23 protein-coding genes and 1 riboswitch are annotated in these 20426 nt (G+C 65.1%); of the genes, 14 read left to right on the top strand and 9 right to left on the bottom strand.

What is annotated here, in order from left to right; translation table 11 throughout:
* Both H292_RS27625 and H292_RS0126510 read right to left on the bottom strand, forming a co-directional pair.
* Positions 1-279: cbb3-type cytochrome c oxidase subunit I (locus H292_RS27625; protein WP_196806204.1), on the bottom strand; the 279-nt coding region annotated here is incomplete at its 3' end.
* 158 nt (positions 280-437) lie between these two features.
* On the bottom strand, positions 438-914 hold the full coding sequence (locus H292_RS0126510) for a DUF6764 family protein (protein ID WP_019667995.1): 477 nt from the start codon (positions 912-914) through the stop codon (positions 438-440).
* Positions 915-1154: 240 nt separating this feature from the next.
* On the opposite strand from H292_RS0126510, the gene H292_RS0126505 reads away from it, so the two are divergent.
* Complete coding sequence (locus H292_RS0126505; RefSeq protein ID WP_020113415.1) at positions 1155-2096, top strand: DUF4349 domain-containing protein; 942 nt, start codon at positions 1155-1157, stop codon at positions 2094-2096.
* A gap of 54 nt (positions 2097-2150) precedes the next feature.
* Here H292_RS0126505 and H292_RS0126500 read toward each other — a convergent pair whose 3' ends face one another.
* Positions 2151-2615, bottom strand: coding sequence for a tRNA (cytidine(34)-2'-O)-methyltransferase (locus tag H292_RS0126500; protein ID WP_026348292.1), 465 nt, complete (start codon positions 2613-2615; stop codon positions 2151-2153).
* Between the two features lie 33 nt (positions 2616-2648).
* Between H292_RS0126500 and H292_RS0126495 the strand changes: the two genes are divergently transcribed.
* The 3 genes from H292_RS0126495 to H292_RS0126485 are packed head-to-tail and all read left to right on the top strand — an operon-like array spanning position 2649 to position 4437.
* A complete protein-coding gene (locus H292_RS0126495) occupies positions 2649-3257 on the top strand; it encodes a pentapeptide repeat-containing protein (protein ID WP_020113414.1) in 609 nt (202 codons plus the stop codon).
* Between the two features lie 37 nt (positions 3258-3294).
* A complete protein-coding gene (locus H292_RS0126490) occupies positions 3295-4155 on the top strand; it encodes a bifunctional methylenetetrahydrofolate dehydrogenase/methenyltetrahydrofolate cyclohydrolase (RefSeq protein ID WP_179275219.1) in 861 nt (286 codons plus the stop codon).
* A 6-nt stretch (positions 4156-4161) separates the two neighbouring features.
* Entirely contained in the window at positions 4162-4437 is a 276-nt protein-coding gene (locus H292_RS0126485) for a DUF3017 domain-containing protein (protein WP_019667990.1), read from the top strand.
* Between the two features lie 30 nt (positions 4438-4467).
* Here the strand turns inward: H292_RS0126485 and metX are convergent, their stop codons facing one another.
* Positions 4468-5616 (bottom strand): homoserine O-acetyltransferase MetX, encoded by a 1149-nt coding sequence (metX, locus tag H292_RS0126480; RefSeq protein WP_020113413.1) that lies wholly within the window; start codon positions 5614-5616, stop codon positions 4468-4470.
* Positions 5613-6950 (bottom strand): bifunctional o-acetylhomoserine/o-acetylserine sulfhydrylase, encoded by a 1338-nt coding sequence (locus tag H292_RS0126475; protein WP_020113412.1) that lies wholly within the window; start codon positions 6948-6950, stop codon positions 5613-5615. Before H292_RS0126475 ends, metX begins: the two co-directional genes overlap by 4 nt.
* 177 nt (positions 6951-7127) lie before the next feature.
* Positions 7128-7255, bottom strand: a riboswitch (SAM riboswitch).
* A gap of 396 nt (positions 7256-7651) precedes the next feature.
* Here H292_RS0126475 and H292_RS0126470 point away from each other — a divergent pair.
* Complete coding sequence (locus H292_RS0126470; RefSeq protein ID WP_037189163.1) at positions 7652-8800, top strand: MFS transporter; 1149 nt, start codon at positions 7652-7654, stop codon at positions 8798-8800.
* Between the two features lie 67 nt (positions 8801-8867).
* On the opposite strand, the gene H292_RS0126465 is transcribed toward H292_RS0126470, so the two are convergent.
* A complete protein-coding gene (locus H292_RS0126465; protein WP_020113410.1) occupies positions 8868-9911 on the bottom strand; it encodes an iron-siderophore ABC transporter substrate-binding protein in 1044 nt (347 codons plus the stop codon).
* A gap of 189 nt (positions 9912-10100) precedes the next feature.
* On the opposite strand from H292_RS0126465, the gene H292_RS0126460 reads away from it, so the two are divergent.
* The 9 genes from H292_RS0126460 (at position 10101) to yhjD (ending at position 18105) form a co-directional block, all read left to right on the top strand.
* Positions 10101-10781 (top strand): response regulator transcription factor, encoded by a 681-nt coding sequence (locus tag H292_RS0126460; protein WP_020113409.1) that lies wholly within the window; start codon positions 10101-10103, stop codon positions 10779-10781.
* Positions 10778-11764, top strand: coding sequence for a sensor histidine kinase (locus H292_RS0126455; protein WP_027499116.1), 987 nt, complete (start codon positions 10778-10780; stop codon positions 11762-11764). Before H292_RS0126460 ends, H292_RS0126455 begins: the two co-directional genes overlap by 4 nt.
* Before the next feature lie 100 nt (positions 11765-11864).
* Positions 11865-13364, top strand: coding sequence for a DUF4153 domain-containing protein (locus H292_RS0126450; protein WP_231383936.1), 1500 nt, complete (start codon positions 11865-11867; stop codon positions 13362-13364).
* Between the two features lie 56 nt (positions 13365-13420).
* Complete coding sequence (locus tag H292_RS0126445; protein ID WP_230594203.1) at positions 13421-13711, top strand: DUF6412 domain-containing protein; 291 nt, start codon at positions 13421-13423, stop codon at positions 13709-13711.
* Between the two features lie 73 nt (positions 13712-13784).
* On the top strand, positions 13785-14054 hold the full coding sequence (locus tag H292_RS0126440) for a DUF6412 domain-containing protein (RefSeq protein ID WP_020113406.1): 270 nt from the start codon (positions 13785-13787) through the stop codon (positions 14052-14054).
* 88 nt (positions 14055-14142) lie between these two features.
* Entirely contained in the window at positions 14143-15090 is a 948-nt protein-coding gene (yidC, locus tag H292_RS0126435) for a membrane protein insertase YidC (protein ID WP_027499115.1), read from the top strand.
* A gap of 39 nt (positions 15091-15129) precedes the next feature.
* Positions 15130-15936 carry an exodeoxyribonuclease III gene (locus H292_RS0126430; RefSeq protein WP_081631915.1) on the top strand — a complete coding sequence of 269 codons (807 nt, stop codon included), beginning with the start codon at positions 15130-15132 and terminating at the stop codon, positions 15934-15936.
* A 45-nt stretch (positions 15937-15981) separates the two neighbouring features.
* Positions 15982-17022: a tryptophan--tRNA ligase gene (gene trpS, locus H292_RS0126425; protein WP_019667978.1), complete on the top strand. Its 1041-nt coding sequence runs from the start codon at positions 15982-15984 to the stop codon at positions 17020-17022.
* Between the two features lie 57 nt (positions 17023-17079).
* Positions 17080-18105, top strand: coding sequence for an inner membrane protein YhjD (gene yhjD / locus H292_RS0126420; protein WP_019667977.1), 1026 nt, complete (start codon positions 17080-17082; stop codon positions 18103-18105).
* 2 nt (positions 18106-18107) lie between these two features.
* Here the strand turns inward: yhjD and H292_RS0126415 are convergent, their stop codons facing one another.
* The 3 genes from H292_RS0126415 to H292_RS27620 form a co-directional block, all read right to left on the bottom strand.
* Positions 18108-19403 (bottom strand): D-alanyl-D-alanine carboxypeptidase family protein, encoded by a 1296-nt coding sequence (locus H292_RS0126415; protein WP_019667976.1) that lies wholly within the window; start codon positions 19401-19403, stop codon positions 18108-18110.
* 65 nt (positions 19404-19468) lie between these two features.
* Positions 19469-19927 (bottom strand): MepB family protein, encoded by a 459-nt coding sequence (locus tag H292_RS0126410; protein ID WP_019667975.1) that lies wholly within the window; start codon positions 19925-19927, stop codon positions 19469-19471.
* A 124-nt stretch (positions 19928-20051) separates the two neighbouring features.
* Positions 20052-20426 (bottom strand): aldehyde dehydrogenase family protein (locus H292_RS27620; RefSeq protein ID WP_020111570.1); only part of this gene is annotated, 375 nt, incomplete at its 5' end.

The following is a 20426-nucleotide window of genomic DNA, read 5'->3' as shown; positions in this document are numbered from 1 at the left end:
CAGCAACATGATCGTGCCGTGCATGGTGAACAACTGGTTGTACTGCTCGTTGGACAGAAACTGCATCCCCGGCACAGCCAACTCGGCGCGCATCAGCAACGCCATCAACCCACCGACGAGGAAGAACGCAATCGACGTCGCGATGTACATGATCCCCAACACCTTGGGATCAGTGGTAGTAATCGCCTTGTGAACGAACGAACCCTTAGGTCCCATCCGCGGCGGAAAAGGCCGAGCCGCCGTCACAGCGGGAGTGGGCCTAGGCGCTAGGGCAGTCACACAGTCCTCCTGAAGATGCGAGTGGAGTCATCGTAAACCCGCAACGGCTCGGGTACTACCTTTGGTCGTAGTTCGTTGCGGCGGAGTCGTGTATCTCGACGAAAAATCCCGCCACCGACGACGGTGGCGGGATTTCACGACGACTGTGTCGGTGAGCGTCAGTTGCCCAACGCGCAGAACTGGCCCGAGGACAGGTTGAGGGCGAGCGACCACTGGCCGACGCAATCGACGCCTGCGGCTTCGGCGGTTGCTCCCGAACCCCAACCCGCGATGGCGATGGTGGTTCCGCCGTTGTCCGCCCAGGAATGCGCGATTCCGCCGCCGATGGCTCCGGCGTACGCGGTGCCTCCGGCGCGCGAGGCCCCGAGTGCCGTGCCGTAGCCGGTTGCCAACGTGGAGGTGCTGCCCGCGCCCTCGGCGACGCTGACGGCGGTGCCGCTGTCGGTTGCGGTTGCGGTAGCGCGTGACGCGTCCTGAGCGGTGGCGCCGCAGCTGGCGTAACCGTCGACCTGGATGTCGTTCGCGGACGGAGGGGACACGCACGTCACCGGTGCCGCGGAGGCCACGCCGGCGCCGGCGAAACCAGCAGCGACGATGCCGCCACCGACAGCGAAAGCTGCTGCAGCACGGGACATTCGACTACTGGAGCGGAAGGAGGAGCCATCCTGGGGCGAGCGGCGGAGCAGAGAGAAAGACGGAACAGCGAACAACAGGGGGGCTCCTTCACGGAATCTTGCAAATGGGTCGATGCGGCACACCGTACCCCGGTTCGGGCGTCAGGTCATCAGTGAATGTTCCCAATGGATGTAACGATTCGTCACCGTCGATGTCGTGGCCGTCTTCCGCATGTCGATGGTGCTCTAGCATCTTCGAAGATGAAGCGCAGTCTTGTCGTCGTTCTTGCCGGAGCGCTGGTGGTTCTCGCCGGATGCAGCGGGTCGTCCGACGGTCCAGCGGGTCCGCCGGCGGCGGATTCGTCGTTCACCTCGCCCGGTGTCGCGCTCGCGCCGGACTCCGGCGGAGCGGTGCGAGAGCAGGCGCCCTCGCCCGTCGAACGCAAAGAGGTTGTCACGGGCCAGATCTACGTCACCGCCGACGATCCCGTCGACGCTGCACGCGAGGCGGTCGGCGCGGTGGAGAGCGCCGGAGGCCGCATCGACAACCGAACCGAGAATCCAGCGACGGAGAACTCGACGGCCAGTAGTTCCATCACCGCCAGGATCCCCGCGGACGAGCTGACCGTGACCGTCGACAGGATCTCTGCCCTCGGCAAGGTCACCAGCGTCAGCATCACTCGTGACGACGTCACCATGCAGTACCAGGACCTCGACGCCAGGATCGCGGCTCTTCAGGCGTCGGTCGATCGGTTGCGGGCGCTCATCGCCGGTGCGACCAACACGGCCGACCTGATCGAAGCGGAATCGGCGCTGTCGAGCAGGCAAGGCGAGCTCGACGGGTTGGTCTCGCAACGCAGCTACCTCGGCGATCAAGTGGAACTGTCCACCATCACAGTGCAATTCAGCACCGACGACGTCACGCCGTCGCCCGGACCGGACAACTTCCTCGACGGCCTGGTCTCCGGGTGGAACTCGTTGCTCGACGCGATCGGAGACGGGATCGTTGCCGTGGGGCGTGCGATTCCGTGGCTGGGTGCGCTGGTGGTGGGAGCAGGTGTCGTCTACGCGGTGGTGCGGACGGTGCGTGCAGTCCGGCCGCGCCGGACAGTCGAGAAAGACAACAGCGACGACACGGATGCCGTCGGGACCGACGGCGTGGGGACCGACGAGAGCGAAGGCAACGCCGCGCCTCGGGAATGAATCCCTGTCGGTCTGCGGTGCAGCAGTACCGGACCGGAGTGAGTCGAGCCGGACTCACACCGCCCCGTCGAATCCGTGTTGACGCCAGGCCTCGTACATCACGACGGCGGCCGAGTTCGCGAGATTCAGCGATCGCCGCCCTGGGATCATGGGGATGCGCAACCGGTCGGTGACGCGATCGTCGCCCAGGACGTCGTCGGGGAGCCCGGTCGGCTCGGGGCCGAAGAGGAGAACGTCGCCCGGGAGGTAGTCGACGGACGTGTGGAATCGCGTCGAGTGAGCGGTGTACGCGAAGACGCGATCGGGCTTCAGTGCTTCCCACGCTGCGGCGAGGTTCTCGTGCACGGTCACCGATGCGAGGTCGTGGTAGTCGAGTCCCGCTCGTTTGAGTTTGGGCTCGGACATGTCGAAGCCCAGCGGGCCGACGAGGTGGAGTTCGCACCCCGTGCCTGCGACGAGGCGAATTGCGTTGCCGGTGTTCTGAGGAATCCGGGGCTCGAAAAACATGAGTCGAAACACCCGGCTCACTCTGCCACCACGCGTCGGGGAAGGATGGTGCAGGTGGACGAGGGACAGATCATCGGCGAGGACTACTCCGACAGCAGACTCGATCGGCAACGGTGGAACGGCCGAAGTTACGTGGCCTGCACCTTCCGGGATGCGGACCTCAGCGGCCTGGAGACGACGTCCGTGGTGTTCACCGAGTGCGACTTCACCGGCGCCGATCTGACCGAATCGGTCCACCGCGACGCGGCCTTCCGGTCCTGTACTTTCACTCGAACCAATTTGCTGCACTCCACTTTTCGCAATTCGACGTTCATGGGTTCGACATTCGTGGACTGCAGGCTGCGGCCCGCGACGTTCGACGAGGTCGACTTCACTCTGGCAGGGATGGGCGGCGCCGACCTGCGTGGAGTGGACCTGACGGGATGTCGATTCGTCGAGGCCAACCTCGTGAACACCGACCTGCGCAAGGCGACGCTAGTGTCGGTCGACCTCTCCGGCGCGCGAGTCACCGGCGCCAAACTCGACGCCGCGGATCTGCGCGGGTCGAGGGTAGACGGAGCGCTCTGGGTGGGGACCTCGCTCGTCGGCACGAAGATCGAGCTCACCCAGGCGGTGGCCTACGCGCAAGCGCAGGGACTCGCTGTCGAGGGGTGAGAAATCGGCCGGTGACAGACCTGGAACAATGTGGGTCGTGACTGCAACGATTCTGGACGGCAAGACGACCCGCGACGAGATTTTCGTCGATCTCACCGAGCGGGTTCGGACCCTGCGGGAGAACGGTATCGTTCCCGGCCTCGCGACGGTTCTCGTCGGCGACGACCCGGGTTCGGCCGCCTACGTGCGGGGCAAGCACAACGACTGCGCGAAGGTCGGGATCACATCGATTCGACGCGATCTCCCCGCCGACATCACCCAGGCGGATCTCGAAGCCGTCATCGACGAACTCAATGCCAATCCGGCGTGCACCGGATACATAGTCCAACTTCCGTTGCCGAAGCATCTCGACGAGAACGCGGCGCTCGAACGCATCGACCCGGACAAGGATGCCGACGGCCTGCACCCGATCAACCTCGGGCGTCTGGTGCTGGGCAAGGACGCTGCGCTGCCGTGCACACCGCGCGGAATCGTGCATCTGCTGCGTCGGTACGACGTACGGATCGACGGCGCTCACGCCGTCGTCGTCGGTCGCGGTGTGACGGTGGGCCGCCCGATCGGACTCCTGCTGACTCGCAGGTCGGAGAACGCGACAGTGACGCTGTGCCACACCGGAACTCGTGATCTTGCGGCCGAGGTGTCTCGCGCCGACATCGTCATCGCGGCCGCCGGTGTGCCGGGCATCATCACCGCCGACATGGTCAAGCCGGGTGCTGCGGTCCTCGACGTCGGCGTCAGCAGGACCGAGGATGGTCTGCGCGGCGACGTCGCTGCAGGCGTCGCGGACGTCGCGGGATTCGTCTCACCCAATCCCGGGGGCGTGGGACCGCTCACTCGCGCCTTCCTGCTGTCCAACGTCGTCGAACGTGCCGAGCGAGACCTCCCGGCGACGGTCTGACGTCGCATGGGCGCTCAGATCCGCAAGAACCTGCCACTACTGGCCGTGATGGTCGTCCTCGCGGCCGCGCTCGTGCTCGTGCTCGCGGACCGGTGGCGCCGCGGATCGTTCGTGCTGGGCGTGGCCACTCTTCTCGCGGCGGGTTTCCGGCTGTGTGTTCCCGAAAACCGCGTGGGGCTGCTCGCGGTACGAAGCCGTGGCTTCGACGTGTCCGCCCTCGCGCTGGTGGGCGGCGCCATCGTCTTTCTGTCGTCCTCGATCGACCCACTCGGTACGGACTGAGCGCCGCACCGAGTCGGTCGACTCCTGAGTTCAGACGTGGCGAGCAGCGCGTGCGTGCTGCATCGTCTCGCCGAGCAGCTTCGCGACGGACCCGGCTTCGGTGAGAAAGCCGTCGTGACCGTCTCTGGACTGAATGACTTCGAGTCCACGGCACTCGGGTAGACCGCGCGCGATCTCCTTCTGCTGACGCAGCGGATACAACCGGTCGGAATCCACACCGCCGACGATGGTCGGCACCGTCGCGCGCGCCAGGGCTTCGTCGACGCCACCGCGTCCCCGACCGATGTCGTGCCGGTTCATCGCCTCGCTCAGTAATACGTACGTGCTTGCGTCGAACCTGTCGGCCAACTTGTTGGCCTGGTGCTGAAGGTAGCTGTCGACGGCGTATCGGCCACCGTTCCACGGGTTCTCGTCGCCCTGGGGGTTGTTCTCGAACCGGAGGTCGAGCTCGCTCTCGGTGCGATAGGTCAGGTGCGCGATGCGACGAGCGATCTTCAGTCCAGCGCGAGGGGATCGAGCCGTGCCGTGGTAATCACCGCCCTGCCAGTCCGGATCCGACGCGATCGCTTCGATCTGAGTGGTCTGCGTACCGATCTGGTCCGCAGTGGCGCGGGCGCCGACGGCGAGTACGAGAGCGGCGCCGACACGCTCGGGATGGCCGACGATCCACTCCAGTGTGCGCATGCCGCCCATGGAACCGCCGACAACAGCAGCGAAGCGGTGGATGCCGAGCGCGTCCGCGAGCGCGACCTCGGCCGCAACCTGGTCGCGAATGGAGATGCCGGGGAATCGGCTGCCGTACGGCTTACCGTCCTCGGCGAGCGAGCTGGGACCCGTCGTTCCACCGCAGCCACCGAGGACGTTCGATGCGACGACGCACCACTCGTCGGTGTCTATCGGTGCGCCGGGTCCGACCATCCCGTTCCACCAGCCGGGCAACGCGTGATCCGCGTCGGCGGGTCCGCTGACGTGCGAATCGCCGGTGAGGGCGTGCTCGACGAGAACCACGTTGTCACGTCCGGGTGCGAGCTCTCCCCAGCGCTGCACCGCAACGGTCACCTGGGGTAGCGAGGCACCGCTCTCGAGGTCGAGCCGGCCGATGTCGATACTGCCGAGCCGTCCGTCCGGCGGCGGGAATCCCGCAGCCGGACGGACGTCGTGCACAGAGCCGATGGTCAAGACGCCGCCGCTGCGAATCCGGTTTCGAGATCGGCGAGAATATCGTCGATCCCTTCGATACCCACAGCGAGCCTGACCAGGCCCGGAGTGACGCCCGAGGCCAGCTGCTCCTCCGGCGTCAACTGCGAATGTGTGGTCGAGGCGGGGTGAATGACGAGTGAACGCACATCACCGATGTTAGCCACATGGCTGTGAAGGCTCAGCGCGTTGACGAACTTCTTGCCGGCGTCGACGCCGCCCTTCAGCTCGAACGCGATGATGGCGCCCTGGCCCTTCGGTGCAAGTTCCTGGCCGCGGCCGTACCACGGCGAGGACTTCAGACCCGCGTAGTTGATGGACTCCACCTCGTCCCGCGCCTCGAGGAACGCCGCCACCTTCTGTGCGTTCTCGACGTGACGTTCGATGCGCAGACTCAATGTCTCGAGCCCCTGGCTGATGAGGAACGCGTTGAACGGAGACACGGCCGCGCCGACATCACGCAGCAACTGGACGCGGGCCTTGAGCGCGAACGCCGGAGCACCGAGGTCCGCGAACACGACGCCGTGATAGCTGGGATCGGCCGTCGTGAAGTTGGTGTGGCGCCCCTGCGTCCAATCGAAGGTGCCACCGTCGACGATGACGCCGGCGATGGCGGTGCCGTGCCCACCGAGGTACTTCGTCGCCGAATGCACGACGATGTCCGCGCCGTGCTTCAGCGGCTGGATGAGATACGGAGTCGCGACGGTGTTGTCGACGATGAGCGGAATCCCGTTCTCGTGCGCCACGGCGGAGATACCGGGGATGTCGAGAATGTCGTTCTTCGGATTGGAGATGGTCTCGCCGTAGAACGCTTTGGTGTTCGGGGTGATGGCTGCGCGCCACTGCTCGAGATCGTCCGGATCCTCGACGAACGTGACCTGCACACCGAACTTCGGAAGCGTGTAGTGAAACAGGTTGTACGTTCCGCCGTACAGACGAGGGCTGGAGACGATGTGATCGCCCGCTTCCGCGAGGTTGAGGATCGCGAACGTCTCGGCGGCCTGCCCGGACGCCAGGAGCAGCGCGGCGACGCCGCCCTCGAGAGCAGCGATGCGCTGCTCGACCACGTCCTGGGTGGGGTTGATGATGCGGGTGTAGATGTTGCCCGGTTCTGCCAGCCCGAACAGTGCGGCGGCGTGATCGGTGTTGTCGAACGTGTACGACGTGGTCTGGTAGATGGGCAGAGCGCGCGCGTTGGTCGCGCCGTCCGGAGTCTGACCCGTGTGAATCTGCTTGGTCTCGAAAGCCCACGAAGCAGTGGGGTCTTCGATGAGGGCGCCGGTTGCGTCCACGACGTCAGGGGTGTTGTCGGTCATGTGAGTGATAACTCCGTCTTCGAAGGATGATCAGGTTTCGAATCGGCTCTCGTCCGGAAAGCCGGGGCGGGGCGTATCGGTACAACAACACATGATCAACCTCTTCCTGGGGCCGCCGACGTGTCGGACAACTCCCGGTCAGTGGGCCCACCGACATCATGTGACATCACCGTGGCGGGCCCGCGCTTGCTCGACGGCAACGCGTGTGCGCAGCCGACTAACCAGGTCTTCTCACCCGGGGCACCCCACCGCGGTTGGAGGGTTGCCGGCCAGCAAGCCGGGGCTCGATGCTGGCACTCATGACCTGGCGTGAATCCTAGCGGTGCGATCGACTTCGGGAAACAAGCAGTCCGGCCACAACACGCCTGCCGACGGCCGGGAGTGGAGCCTGCGGAATGAGCACTATAAAGGTAGTAGTGGGGCCTGCGGATCGACCGTTGGACGGCGGCGTGAGCACTATCACCGCCGGAGGATTCGAAAATCGCTTGTGCCGGGGATGACAATTGACGCCTGGGACGTTGCCGATCCAGTCCGTCCTTTTTCTTCTTGATCGATCCCGAAACCCCGAAACCCCGAAAGGTCGTTGTGCCGTGTCTGTCACCGATTCCGCCCTCGCCAGGAATGTCGGCGCCGTGCGTTCGAAGGTGTCGAGCGGCCTGAGTACCAGTAACCGTCCGCACTCCACGCGGAGACGGTTCGCGATGTTCGCCCTGTCGATCGGTGGGTTCGGTATCGGGACCACCGAGTTCGCGTCGATGGGTCTGCTTCCCGACGTGGCGTCGAGCATGGGTATCTCCGAGCCCTCGGCCGGTCACATGATCTCGGCGTACGCCCTCGGCGTCGTCGTCGGTGCGCCCGCGATCGCGACGCTGGCCGCGCGTGTACCGCGTCGAGCACTGTTGATCGCTCTGATGGTGGCGTTCACTCTCGGCAACCTCGGTACCGTGTTCGCTCCCAGTTTCAACGAATTGGTCGCGTCCAGGTTCGTCGCGGGCTTGCCTCACGGTGCGTACTTCGGTATCGCGGCGCTCGTCGCGGCGCATCTCGCCGAGCCGGGCAAGCGCGCCAAAGCTGTTGCGATGGTCATGATGGGGCTCTCGATAGCCAACGTCGTCGGTGTCCCCGCAGCTACCTGGCTCGGGCAACTTCTCGGCTGGCGCAGTGCGTTCGCCGTCGTCGGGGTGATCGGTGCACTCACCGTCACCGCCTTGATCATGTGGATGCCTCGTCTCGACGGCATGCCGACCACCAATCCGATCACCGAGCTCGGTGCACTTCGCCGCAGCCAGGTGTGGATGACGCTGTTCGTCGGCATGGTCGGCTTCGGTGGCATGTTCGCCGTGTACACCTACATCTCGTCGACGCTGACCGATGTCGCGGGACTGGCACGCACTCTGGTGCCGGTCGCGCTGATGATCTACGGCCTCGGCATGGTTGCCGGCAACTACTTCGGCGGATGGCTCGCGGACCGCTTCAAGCTGAAGGGAACGTTCTTCGGGCTGGCATCGATGGCTGTGTTCCTGGCTGCGTTCGTTCTGGCCGCACACAACCCGATCAGCGCGTTGATCCTGGTGTTCCTGATCGGCGCGTCGGGCTCGTCGGTGATCCCCGGACTGCAGACCCGGTTGATGGACGTCGCCGAGGACGCTCAGACACTGGCGGCGTCGCTCAATCACGCGGCGTTCAACCTCGCCAATGCAATCGGTGCCGCGCTCGGTGGTGCCGTCATCGCCGCCGGCTTCGGGTACACGGCACCCGCGGCTGCAGGTGCCATCCTTGCCGTCGCAGGCCTCGTCGTCCTGTCCATCGCGATGTGGATGCAGCAACGGACCGACGCCCGCGCTGCTTGATCGACTCGCCTGGATCTTTCGGTGCGCACCGCTCGGTGTGCGTCCGAGAGATCCAGGCCGAGGTCGGTCAACTCGTGGTGGTGGCTGCGCCGCCCCCGGCGAGCGTGCCGGCGAACGCCGGGACCAACTTGTCGATCACGTACGGCAAGCTCAGGACGCTGGTGAAGTAGATCGCGCCTGCTGTGACGCCATCGGTGAACACGAGCTTGTTCTCTTTCACCCGCTCGAGGTTCCGATACACCCGCTCCTGCTCGAGTGCGGTGCGATCTTCGGGCTTCTCGGTGCCCCAGAGCAGCACGTCGGCCGAATCGAGGACCGACAGGTTCTCGAGCGGAATGTATGCCTGGCCGCTGCCGTCCGCGGGTGCGAATTCATCGATGTCCGACGGCACGACGAACCCGAGATCGGTCAGAAAGTCCGTGCTCAAGCCGTTCTGGTAGGCGATGGCGTCGCCGTCGTAGATTGCGTTCTGCAGGAAGATCGCCTTGGTTCCCTCGAACTCCGGGTGCTCGGCCCTCGCGGCTGCGAACTTCTCGTCGACGCCCGCGATGAGATTCTCGACGTCGTCCTTCTTGCCGACGGCGGCGCCGATGCTGCGAGCTTGAACATCCCACGGTTCGAAGTACTCGGAGTACTCGCCGGAGTGTGCAATGGTCGGCGCGATCTCGCTGAGCCGGTCGTAGGATTCCTGATCCAGACCCGCGTTGGTCGCGATGATCAGATCGGGCTCGAGCCCGACGATCCGTTCGTACTGAAAGCCGTCGGCGATGTCGAGCACCTCCGGTTGTGCGTCGCCGAGCGCGTCCTGTGCCCACGGCCAGGTGGCGTACGGCTGCTCGCCGTACCATTCGGTGACGCCGACGGGGATCACGCCGAGTGCGAGGAGGGTGTCCTGCTCGGTGTAACCGACGGAGACAACGCGTTGCGGTTCCGATTCCACCGTCGTCTCGCCGAAGGCGTGGTCGACGGTCACCGGAAACGCCCCGCTCGACTCGGAACCGCTGGTGGGAGTGCTCGCCGTGTCGTCGGACGAACTCGAGCATGCGGACAGCAGGAGTGCGGCAGCTGCCGCGGCGGCGGCCCACCGAAGCAGTCGCGTGGATTCGACCATGAAGGTGCCTTTCGAGGGGGTGACGTGGCTCGAGTTCTGTCGGGCCTCGCTCGGATCCGTAAGGGTAGCCGACCCTTATGTGACGGAATCAGGCCGTGTCCCGCGACGCCCGCGCGGCCCGACGGATCTTCACCGAACCTCCACATTTCCCGACGGACTCCTCCATGTTCGGGCTCTAGGGTCGACATCATGAACCGCACAGTGCTGGTCGTCGACGACGAACCCACGATCTCCGACGCGTTGGCCGCACGACTCCGCGGCGAAGGTTTCGGCGTGGTGACGGCGCACGACGGACCGTCGGCGGTCGAGGTCTGTGCCCGCGAGAAGCCGGACGTCGTAGTTCTCGACGTCATGCTGCCGGGCTTCGACGGCCTGGAGGTGTGCCGACGGATCCAGGCGGACCGTCCGATTCCGGTGCTGATGCTGACCGCGAAGTCGGACGAGACCGACATGCTCGTCGGACTCGGCGTCGGCGCCGACGACTATCTCTCCAAGCCGTTCAGTATGCGCGAGGTCGTCGCGCGGGTGCACGCACTCCTTCGTCGCGCCGAACGCACCGCCGCGGCATCGACTGCGACGGCGGCGATGACGCTCGGCGCGTTTCGAATCGACCACGATGCGCGACGCGTGAGCGGACCCGACGGTGAAATTCACCTCACCCGAACCGAATTCGACATCCTTGCATTCCTGTCGGCTCGACCCGGCGCTGCGGTCGCCCGCGACACCCTCCTCGCCGAACTGTGGGGTTGGGAGGATTCTGCCAGCAGTCGGACCGTGGACAGTCATGTGAAGGCGTTGCGCCGCAAGCTCGGCGGCACGCTGATCCGGACCGTTCACGGCGTCGGGTACGCGCTGGAGACTCCACGATGAGGGCTCCGATCCCGCTTGTCCGGTTGCCGCGACCGCTGGACTCGCTGACGTCGTTCAAACTCAAGGTCGCTCTGATCGTGGGGATCGTTCTGCTGTTGGCAAGCGTGACGTTCTGGATCGGTGCGAGCTGGCAGTTCCGCTACACGCTGCTGGCCGCGCTCGTGGTGTCCATCGCAGCAACGCAATTGGTGGCGCACGGTATGACTTCACCGCTGCGAGAGATGACGGCCGCGGCCCGCGCAATGGCACGAGGGGACTATACGACGCGGGTGCGCGCGAGCTCGCGTGACGAGGTCGGCCAACTCGCCGAGGCCTTCAATACGATGTCCGCTGATCTCGAAGCAGCCGACACGTACCGGCGTGAGCTCATCGGAAACGTCTCCCACGAACTCAAGACGCCGATCGCGGCACTTCGTGCGGTGCTGGAAAACATGGTCGACGGCGTGACCGAGCCCGATCCTGCCACGCTGAACGTCGCGCTGCGTCAGACGGAGAAGCTCGGTGACCTGGTGACCGAGTTGCTGGATCTGTCCCGGCTCGAAGGGGGAGTGCTCCCACTGCGGCCGGAACGATTCGGTGTGCACGACTTCCTCGGCGCGGTGGCGTCGGAGTACGGGCGTGTGCGCGTCGTGGTGACGCCGCACCAGCTGCAGATGTCCGCCGACCGGTCACGAGTGCAGCAGATCGTGACGAACCTGCTGAGCAATGCAGTCGAGCATTCCCCTCCGGGCTCGGCCGTCACAGTGTCCGCGATGCCTGCACCGGAAGGGGTCAGGATCGAGGTGTCCGACGACGGTCCGGGAATCTCGCCCTCCGAACGTTTTTCGGTCTTCGACAGGTTCACCAGAGGTGGTGCCACAGGCGGCGGAACCGGACTCGGTCTGGCGATCGCCCGGTGGGCGACCGAACTGCACGGCGGGACGATAGAAGTCCTGGACAGATCACCCGGGTGCCACATCCGGGTGTGCCTTCCACAGAACTGAACCCTGCCCGGTCCCACACGAGAACCACTTTCACTCACGGCGCACGCACAGGCGTGTCGTCGCTCCAAGTCCTGCCCAGAACAACTGTGAGGTAGAGGAAATGAACGCAATCACTACACCGAAGTCCACCTCCACCGGGCCGGCTCCGGTGCTTCCGCCGAGCAACCGGTCATCGCGTCGATGGTCACCGTGGGCCCCGCGAGTGTGGCCGGTGCTCCGCCACGCATCGGCGCCGCGAAAGGCTTTGATCGCCGCGATGTCCGCAGGTGCGGTGGGGGCATCGGTACTCGGAGGACAGGGCGTCGGATACTCCATCACCACGGCCGTCATCGTCGCCGCAGTCGCCTTCGCACTGCGGGAAAGGCCCACCCCGTGGCAGCTCGCCGGCGCGAGCGGAGTGCTTCTGCTGGGATCGGTCGCGACCGTCCGCGCAGCGGAATGGCTGGTGGCACTGTGCATATGGACGTCGATAGTCGTTGCTGCGGCGGTACTCTCCGGCTCATGGACCTGGCGAGGTCTCGGGCTGGGGGCCTTGGCTCCGCTGTTTCTGCCGGTCCGCACGTGGAGATGGGCGTCCACCGGTGCGCGGCGGCTGGACACCGACCGTGCCCACCCGCGCCGACTGGCCGCGGTCTTCGCATCGACGGTGATGCTGGTGATCGTGTTCGGCGCGCTGTTCGCTGCAGCCGACCCGACATTCGGGAAGATCGTCGACGCGGCGACTCCCGACTGGGATCTCGGTGGCACCGTGACACGCATCCTCGTGTTCACCTTCGTCGGCGCAGCGACACTGGGTGCGGCGTATCTGGCGGTCAATCGACCGCACTTCGATCTGCTCGCGCGGCCGTCGAAGTCGTCGGTGTCACTCTGGGAGTGGATGGTGCCCGTCGCGGCTCTCGTCGGAGTGTTCGCCCTGTTCGTGGCCGTTCAGACGACAACACTGTTCGGCGGTCAGAGCCACGTGCGCACGACGGACGGCCTCACCAACGCCGAGTACGCCCGTCAAGGGTTCTGGCAGTTGCTGGCGGTGACGGCCCTGACTCTTCTGGTACTGGCCACCGTTGTTCGCACAGCGCCGCGAGGTACTCGTACCCAGCGGACGTATCTGAGGGTTGTTCTCGGCTTGCTGTGCGTCCTCGCCCTCGTGGTGGTGGCCTCGGCCTTGCATCGCATGTCCCTGTACGAGCGTCAATACGGGTACACGACGCTTCGTCTGTTCGTCACGGTCGTCGAGGTTCTGCTGGGAGCGGTGTTCGTGCTCGTCATGGTCGCCGGAATCGGTATGACAGGGAAATGGCTGCCGCGAGCTGTCGGGGTCGCTGTCGTCGGCGCGGTTCTTTCCCTCGCTGCGCTGAATCCGGACGCGTACGTCGCCCGGCACAGCGTCGAGCGGTTCGAGGACACCGGCAAGATCGACACGCGGTATCTCCGAAGCCTCTCGGCGGATGCGGCACCGGAGCTCGACCGCCTGCCCGAGCCCTATCGCAGTTGCGTGCTCTCCGACGTCACGGCAACGGTGAAGTGGACAGAGTGGAACCTTGCCGAGGATCGAGCTGCAGCACTCGACGGGCGTGGTCCCGGAGGCGCGAACTGCGCGTGATCGGATGGACGCGATACGCTGGCCACCGGCGAAGCGAACGGAAGGGGTGGACGGCAATGCGATACCTGAGCGCAGTCTCGGCATACCTCGTCCTGCTCCTGATGCTCGCCACCCTTCCCGACACCGCCGTGACCACAGTTGCCTTCGGGCTGGTCGTCACCGCAGTGGCCGTGGCGCTCGCGTCGTCGGCGGCAAGGCGAATCGTGCTCGACGCCCTGTTCGGCGTCGCACACGGACCACGGGGAGAAGAACGCAGGCGCCGCGGGTCGTTCCGCCGTCAGCAACGGCCCGACGAAGCGGGCCGCCCCATGCCCAGAGCCCCGGGCGCACCGGTGGGGGCACACTGAGCGACGCTCGCGTCCGCGGCTCTGCCCCCGAACCCTTTCTGCCGAAAGAAGTTCGTTCACCCGGGGAGTTCTCGTGCGCACAATCTTCGTTTCACTCGTCGTCACCGTACTGCTGCTGCTGGCAGTCCTCGACGACCCGTCGACGGTCGGCGGACTACTGCTCGGGATCGCTGCGGCAACACTCGCCGCTCTCGGTGCGGTCGACGCGACAGTCGGACTGGACCGAACCCGGGTGCCGGGTCCACCAGCGGAAGAGCGACGTCTGCGTGGACGATTCCGTCGCCAACACCGCCCTGATGCACCCGGGCGCCCCATGCCGAGAGCACCCGGATCGATGACCTGACCGTTCCCGCAGGCTCCACTCCCGTCGGCGAGTCTTGCCGGGATCGGTCGTGACGTTCATCGACCGACTCCCTCGAAGAGGTGCTCTCATGCTCGATTTCATCTACTACCCCGTGTCCGGAATCCTCTGGGTCTGGCACACCGTGTTCGGCTCGGTCCTCGGACCGGACAACGGAATCACCTGGGCTTTGTCCGTGATGTTCCTGGTGTTCACCCTCCGGCTCGTGCTCTACAAACCCTTCGTGAGCCAGGTGCGGACCCAGCTCACGATGAAGAAACTGCAACCGGAGATCAAGGCGTTGCAGAAGAAGTACAGCGGTGACCGCGCGCGGCAGGCCGCCGAGATGCAGAAGCTGCAGAAAGCGCACGGATTCAATCCGCTGCTCGGCTGCCTACCCGTGTTGGTGCAAGCCCCGGTGTTCATCGGGCTGTTGCACGTGCTCCGCTCCTTCAACCGAACCGGCACCGGTATCGGGCAACTGGGAATGTCGCCGGAGGAGAACGCGAACACCGCGAACTACTTCTTCAGCGCAACAGACGTCCAATCATTCCTGGACGCACGGCTTTTCGGTGCACCGATCTCCGCCGCGATGAACAGCGGGGCGGCGACACTGGAGGCGTTCGCGCCGTTCGGCGGTGTACCGACAGTGATCGACATCGCGATGGTGGCAGTACCGCTGATGGTGCTGGCCGGCATCGCGACGCACTTCAACTCTCGTGCGTCGATCGCTCGACAGGACGACGCTGCGCGCGCCAATCCGCAGACGGCGCTGATGAACCGTCTGGCGCTGTGGGTGTTTCCCGCGGGCGTACTGCTCGGCGGTCCATTTCTGCCGATTGCCGTGCTGCTCTACTGGGTCAGCAACAACCTCTGGACCTATGTTCAGCAGCATGTGGTCTACCGACGCATCGACTCCCTCGCTGCCGCAGTCAGCGACGCGGACGACGGGACGACGCAGGCCGACGCCACGGTGGCCGCGCCGTCGAAGCCCCGGCCCGGTGTCAAGCCCGGAGGCCGTAAACGTCGACGCCGATAGATTCCAGGTCTGTCGGTGGTCTCGGCTACGGTGCCCTACGTGACTATCACCGTGTCCACAGTCAACGTAAACGGAGTACGCGCAGCAGCCAGGAAAGGCATGTTGCCGTGGCTCGAGACCACCGACGCGGACGTGATCTGTCTGCAGGAAACCCGCGCGAACGACGGCGAACTCACCAAGGCGCTCGCCCCCGCACTCGACGCAGGCTGGCACCTGGCCTCCGCCGAACCGTCGGCGAAGGGGCGCAACGGTGTGGCGATCCTGTCCCGCACGGCGCCCGATGCCATCCGGGTCGGCATCGGCGCGAAGGAGTTCTCCGATTCCGGACGCTACATCGAGGCCGATTTCGGTGATGTGTCCGTCGCGAGCCTGTACCTGCCGTCCGGCGAGGTCGGTACCGAACGCCAAGAGGAGAAGGAACGCTTCATGGCGGCGTTCGCCAAATACCTCGCCGCATCCGCGAAAGCAGCGAAGTCCGCGGATCGAGACGTGGTCGTGTGCGGAGACTGGAACATCGCCCACACCGAGGCCGACCTGAAGGCGTGGAAGACCAATCGGAAGAACTCCGGATTCCTGCCGGAAGAGCGCGCATGGGTCTCCGCTCTGCTGAAGGAGAAGCCGCCGTGGACCGACGTCGTGCGCGCTCTGCACCCGGATGTCGAAGGACCGTACAGCTGGTGGTCCTACCGGGGGAAGGCGTTCGACAACGACGCGGGTTGGCGTATCGACTACCAGCTGGCAACGGCGTCGCTCGCAGAGCGAGCCAAAGAGGCCGTCACCGAACGTGCCGAGGCCTACGACCAACGGTGGTCCGATCACGCGCCCGTCACCGTCCGGTACCGGTAACACCTGAGAAGAATCGCCTTGCTCGGGCGTGAAAAGATTACGAGCATGTCTTCTCCTTCGCCCACCGACGCACCACAGGGCCCGCGTCAGCGAGTTCTGTCCGGGATCCAGCCGACCGGGGATTCGTTCCACCTCGGCAACTATCTCGGTGCGGTGCGTCAGTGGGTGGCGTTGCAGGAAGACTACGACGCGTTCTACTTCATCCCGGACCTGCACGCCATCACCGTTCCCCAGGACCCCAAGGCGCTGCGCAACCGCACTCGCATCGCCGCGGCGCAGCTGCTGGCGGTGGGAATCGACCCGAAGCGCTCCACTCTGTTCGTGCAGAGCCAGGTTCCCGAACACGCGCAGCTCGCGTGGGTCCTCAACTGCATCACCGGATTCGGTGAAGCAGGGCGAATGACGCAGTTCAAGGACAAGTCGGCGAAACAGGGGCGTGACCAGACCACTGTCGGGCTGTTCACCTACCCCGTTCTCCAGGCTGCCGACATTCTGCTGTATCGCCCCAATCTCGTTCCCGTCGGCGAGGATCAGCGTCAGCACCTCGAGTTGACCCGTGATCTCGCGCAGCGTTTCAACACTCGCTTCAAGAAGACGTTCGTCGTGCCCGACGCGCACATCATCAAGGGCACGGCAAAGATCTTCGATCTGCAGGAGCCGACCTCAAAGATGAGCAAGTCCGGATCCAACCCGGCTGGCATCGTGAACCTTCTCGACGACCCCAAGGTGACGGCGAAGAAACTCCGATCCGCGGTCACGGACAACGATCGTGACATTGTGTTCGATCCCGAGAACAAGCCGGGCGTCAGCAACCTGCTCGTCATCCAGTCCGCCCTCTCGGACCGGTCGATCGAGGACCTCGTGTCCGGGTACGAGGGAAAAGGCTACGGCGACCTCAAATCCGACACGGCCGATGTGCTGACCGAGTTCGTGACGCCGCTTAAGGCGAGCGTCGACGGGTATATGTCCGATGTTGCCGAATTGGACCGCATCCTTGCCGACGGCGCGGATCGGGCCAGGGAAGTAGCGTCGCGCACGTTGGCGCAGGTGTACGACCGGGTGGGGTTCTTGGCTCCGCTCTCCTGACTGACGCTTTCTCTGACAGGCTGGGGGGACTGACAGCGAGGGCCCGACTCCAAGAGGGTGATTGTCGTTCCTGACTTCGCAGCAACTCTGCAAGACCGTCGTGACAAATGGCCGTGGTTCGATCACACGGTCCGCGCAGCAACTCGATACCAGGCTCAGAAGGGCGACTACTACGCGGCGGGCATGACCTACTTCAGCGTCCTCGCGCTGTTCCCGTTGCTGATGGTCGCGTTCGCAGCTGCCGGGTTCATCCTGGTCGGTCAGCCGGAGTGGCTCGATCAGATCCGTGACCAGATTGCGCAGAACGTTCCGGGAAGCTTCGGCGAGACCATCAATTCGTTGATCGACACCGCCGTCGAGTCCAGAACGAGCGTCGGCATCATCGGTCTGCTCGGTGCGCTCTACGCAGGTCTTGGGTGGATTGCCAATCTGCGCGAGGCGCTGACGGCGATGTGGGAGTTCGTACACGAGCCGGGAAGTTTTCTCGCGACCAAGCTGAAGGATTTCGCGGCACTCGTCGGCCTCGGGTTGGCGCTCGCGCTCTCGCTCGGCCTGTCGGCGTTGAACGGCGGATCCGTCATGCGCAGTCTGCTGGAACTGGCGAATCTCGACCAGGCTCCCGGCGTCGGGATTCTGTTACGAGTCGTGTCGGTGCTGTTGGCGCTGGCCGCGACCTGGGCGGTGATGACGTGGGTCATCTCGAGGCTGCCGAGAGAGCCCGTCCCGTTCCGCAGCGCGGTCAAGGGCGGCTTGATCGCAGCCGTCGGCTTCGAGATCTTCAAGCAGATCGCCGCGATCTATCTCGCGTCGGTCACCAACGGTCCCGCCGGAGTCGTCTTCGGCCCCATCATCGGTCTCCTCGTGTTCGTGTTCACGACATCGCGATTCATCCTGTTCGCCACGGCATTTGCGGCGACGACCCGAGAAAGCATGGCGCTGGCCTACGTCCCTCCGCCGGAGCCGGCCGTCATCAACACGCGGGTGGAGGTCAACGAGGGCCCGACCCTCGGCGGCGGAATTGCGCTCGTGGGCGCCGGCGCGCTGGCCGCCGTCGGGCTCGGGTTCTTGAACCGGAGACGCTGACCTCAGCGACGCCGGTGGAGTTGCCGAGCCCACAGCAGGAGCCCGATCACCACCAACCCGCCGACGACGGCGACGCCGATTCGTATCGCAGTGTCACCACCCGCCTCGAGGGACGTCTCCCGTTCGCCTGCCGTGCTCGGAGTGTCCGGCGGAGATGCCAGAGTCGGCGCGGCCGTGCGTGTGCTGGTGACGCCTCCCACCGACTCCGGCGGCACCAGCGTTCCCACACTCGTGCCCGGTGGTAGCGCGAAGCCGTAGTCGAGCAGCCTGGCTGCTTGCTCCCACGGACGAATCGGCAGCACGTCGCCCTTCATGATGGTGACTGCGAGGCGTCTGCCGTTCTTGTCGGCGCCTCCGACGAACGTCTGACGTGCGTCGTCGGTGTATCCGGTTTTGCCGCCCACGGCGCCGTCGTAGTTGTACAGAAGCTGATTGTCGTTCGACAGGGTGAATCCTGGACGGTCGACGTCGTCGGGGATGTTCGGATCCTTGGGGAAGCCCGGAAACTGAACGGTCTCGGTGGAAATCAACTGAGCGAACGTGGGGTTCTCCATCGCCGCACGGAAGAACAACGCGAGATCGTATGCAGAACTGGACATTCCAGGACCGTCGAGACCGGACGGCGTCGCCGTGCGTGTGTCGAGCGCGCCCAGAGACCGTGCCTTGGCGTTCATCTTGGCGACAGTGGCGTCGTCGCCGCCCATCTGAGAGGCCAACGCGTGCGCAGCGTCGTTCCCCGACGCCATCACCAGGCCCTGCATCAATTGAAAGTTGCTGTACACGCCGCCCTTGCCGATGCCGACGGCGCTGCCCTCGGCATTCGCGTCCTCGGCTGTGGCGACGACGGTGGTGTTCAGGTCGAGCTCGTCGAGGGCGACCAACGCCAGCAGGATCTTGATCGTGCTTGCCGGGCGGTACCGGCCGTGCGGATCCTTCGCGGCGATGACGTCACCCGAGTCCAGATCCGACAGAACCCAACCCGTCGCAGAGATGTCCTCGGGGAGGGCGGGTGCACCGTCCGGCACCACCACGCCGCAGTAACCGAGTTGCTCACCGCCCACGGCGTCGGCGGGAACCGGGAGTGGCGTGGGCGCGCTCTCCCCGGGCTTCGGCACCTCGGACAGATCGATGGCTGGCGGTGGCGACGTCGCCTGCGGGCAGTCGTCGGTGTTCGGCGTCGAGAACGGGGTCGAAGTCCCGGCGGGAGGGTCGGGTTCCTGCGCAGCAGCCGGGCCGGCTGCCACGAACAGGACCGCAGCTGCGGCCAGTGCCGCTGCAGTTCGCGAAATCGTTTTCATCGCGAACAACCTTAGGTCTCGGTGTGAGCGACGCGGGCACGACTCACCGGACCGTCGATGGGCAGTCAGATCTGGTCGGACAGGTCGGAGAAGTAGTTGAGCTGCCAGGTCTGCGCGGCCACGCCGGACCTGTTGTTCGGTTCGTCCCATTCGGGGTAGACCCGAAAACCGCGCTTGCCCTCGGTGGTCCCCACCGTGAGCACGCCGTGCTCGGACAGTGCGTGCTTGGGGAACTCGAAGTAGCCGTACGATTTCGGCGTCCACGTGACAACGATCAGACGATCGAAGTCGTCACGTACATCGAAGGGCTCGATCTGATCGCCGGTCGCGCGCTTCCAGAACGTCACGAACTGGCCGACCTTCTTGGGTGTGGTCCGAGCAACGCGGAAGTGAACGGAAAGACCGTCGATCGTCAGGTGATGAGCTCCGTATTCGGAACCTTCGGTTTCGGCGACAGCATTGTCCAGTACGGCTCCTCGCGCATCGAGGACAAGGGACTTCAGCTGCTGTAGTTGTGCGTTCACTGGTACCAGTTTGCTATATCGACGGCAGATACGAAAAACGTCGTGAGTGGAAATGTAGGTGCTCTCTGGTCGCTCCGCGGGCTCCGCTCCTGACTCAGTGCCTACATTTCCACTCACGTGGGGTCTAGTTGTTTTCGGGGAATCCGAGGTTGATGCCGCCGTGGCTGGGGTCGAGCCAGCGGGAGGTGACGGCTTTGCCGCGGGTGAAGAAGTGGATTCCTTCGGTGCCGTGGGCGTGGGTGTCGCCGAACAGCGAGTTTTTCCAGCCGCCGAAGCTGTAGTAGGCCATGGGGACGGGGATGGGGACGTTGATGCCGATCATGCCTACTTCGACTTCGTTCTGGAAGCGTCGTGCTGCGCCGCCGTCGTTGGTGAAGATGGCGGTGCCGTTGCCGTAGGGGTTGTTGTTGATCAGTTCGAGGGCTTGGTCGTAGGTGTCGACGCGGACGACGGAGAGGACGGGTCCGAAGATTTCGTCGGTGTAGATGGACATGTCGGT

The sequence above is a fragment of the Rhodococcus sp. 114MFTsu3.1 genome (assembly GCF_000383555.1).
Lineage (GTDB): Bacteria > Actinomycetota > Actinomycetes > Mycobacteriales > Mycobacteriaceae > Rhodococcoides > Rhodococcoides fascians_E.
The sequence above is the reverse complement of the archived record's forward strand: the minus strand, read 5'-3'. Positions and strand labels throughout refer to the sequence as shown.

Bases quoted from the DNA above. Each gene is read 5' to 3' on its own strand.
- H292_RS0126510 (WP_019667995.1), bottom strand. From the start codon at position 914: ATGTCCCGTGCTGCAGCAGCTTTCGCTGTCGGTGGCGGCATCGTCGCT.
- H292_RS0126505 (WP_020113415.1), top strand. From the start codon at position 1,155: ATGAAGCGCAGTCTTGTCGTCGTTCTTGCCGGAGCGCTGGTGGTTCTC.
- H292_RS0126495 (WP_020113414.1), top strand. From the start codon at position 2,649: ATGGTGCAGGTGGACGAGGGACAGATCATCGGCGAGGACTACTCCGAC.
- H292_RS0126485 (WP_019667990.1), top strand. From the start codon at position 4,162: ATGGGCGCTCAGATCCGCAAGAACCTGCCACTACTGGCCGTGATGGTC.
- H292_RS0126475 (WP_020113412.1), bottom strand. From the start codon at position 6,950: ATGACCGACAACACCCCTGACGTCGTGGACGCAACCGGCGCCCTCATC.
- H292_RS0126470 (WP_037189163.1), top strand. From the start codon at position 7,652: ATGTTCGCCCTGTCGATCGGTGGGTTCGGTATCGGGACCACCGAGTTC.
- H292_RS0126465 (WP_020113410.1), bottom strand. From the start codon at position 9,911: ATGGTCGAATCCACGCGACTGCTTCGGTGGGCCGCCGCCGCGGCAGCT.
- H292_RS0126460 (WP_020113409.1), top strand. From the start codon at position 10,101: ATGAACCGCACAGTGCTGGTCGTCGACGACGAACCCACGATCTCCGAC.
- H292_RS0126455 (WP_027499116.1), top strand. From the start codon at position 10,778: ATGAGGGCTCCGATCCCGCTTGTCCGGTTGCCGCGACCGCTGGACTCG.
- H292_RS0126450 (WP_231383936.1), top strand. From the start codon at position 11,865: ATGAACGCAATCACTACACCGAAGTCCACCTCCACCGGGCCGGCTCCG.
- H292_RS0126445 (WP_230594203.1), top strand. From the start codon at position 13,421: ATGCGATACCTGAGCGCAGTCTCGGCATACCTCGTCCTGCTCCTGATG.
- yidC (WP_027499115.1), top strand. From the start codon at position 14,143: ATGCTCGATTTCATCTACTACCCCGTGTCCGGAATCCTCTGGGTCTGG.
- trpS (WP_019667978.1), top strand. From the start codon at position 15,982: ATGTCTTCTCCTTCGCCCACCGACGCACCACAGGGCCCGCGTCAGCGA.
- H292_RS0126415 (WP_019667976.1), bottom strand. From the start codon at position 19,403: ATGAAAACGATTTCGCGAACTGCAGCGGCACTGGCCGCAGCTGCGGTC.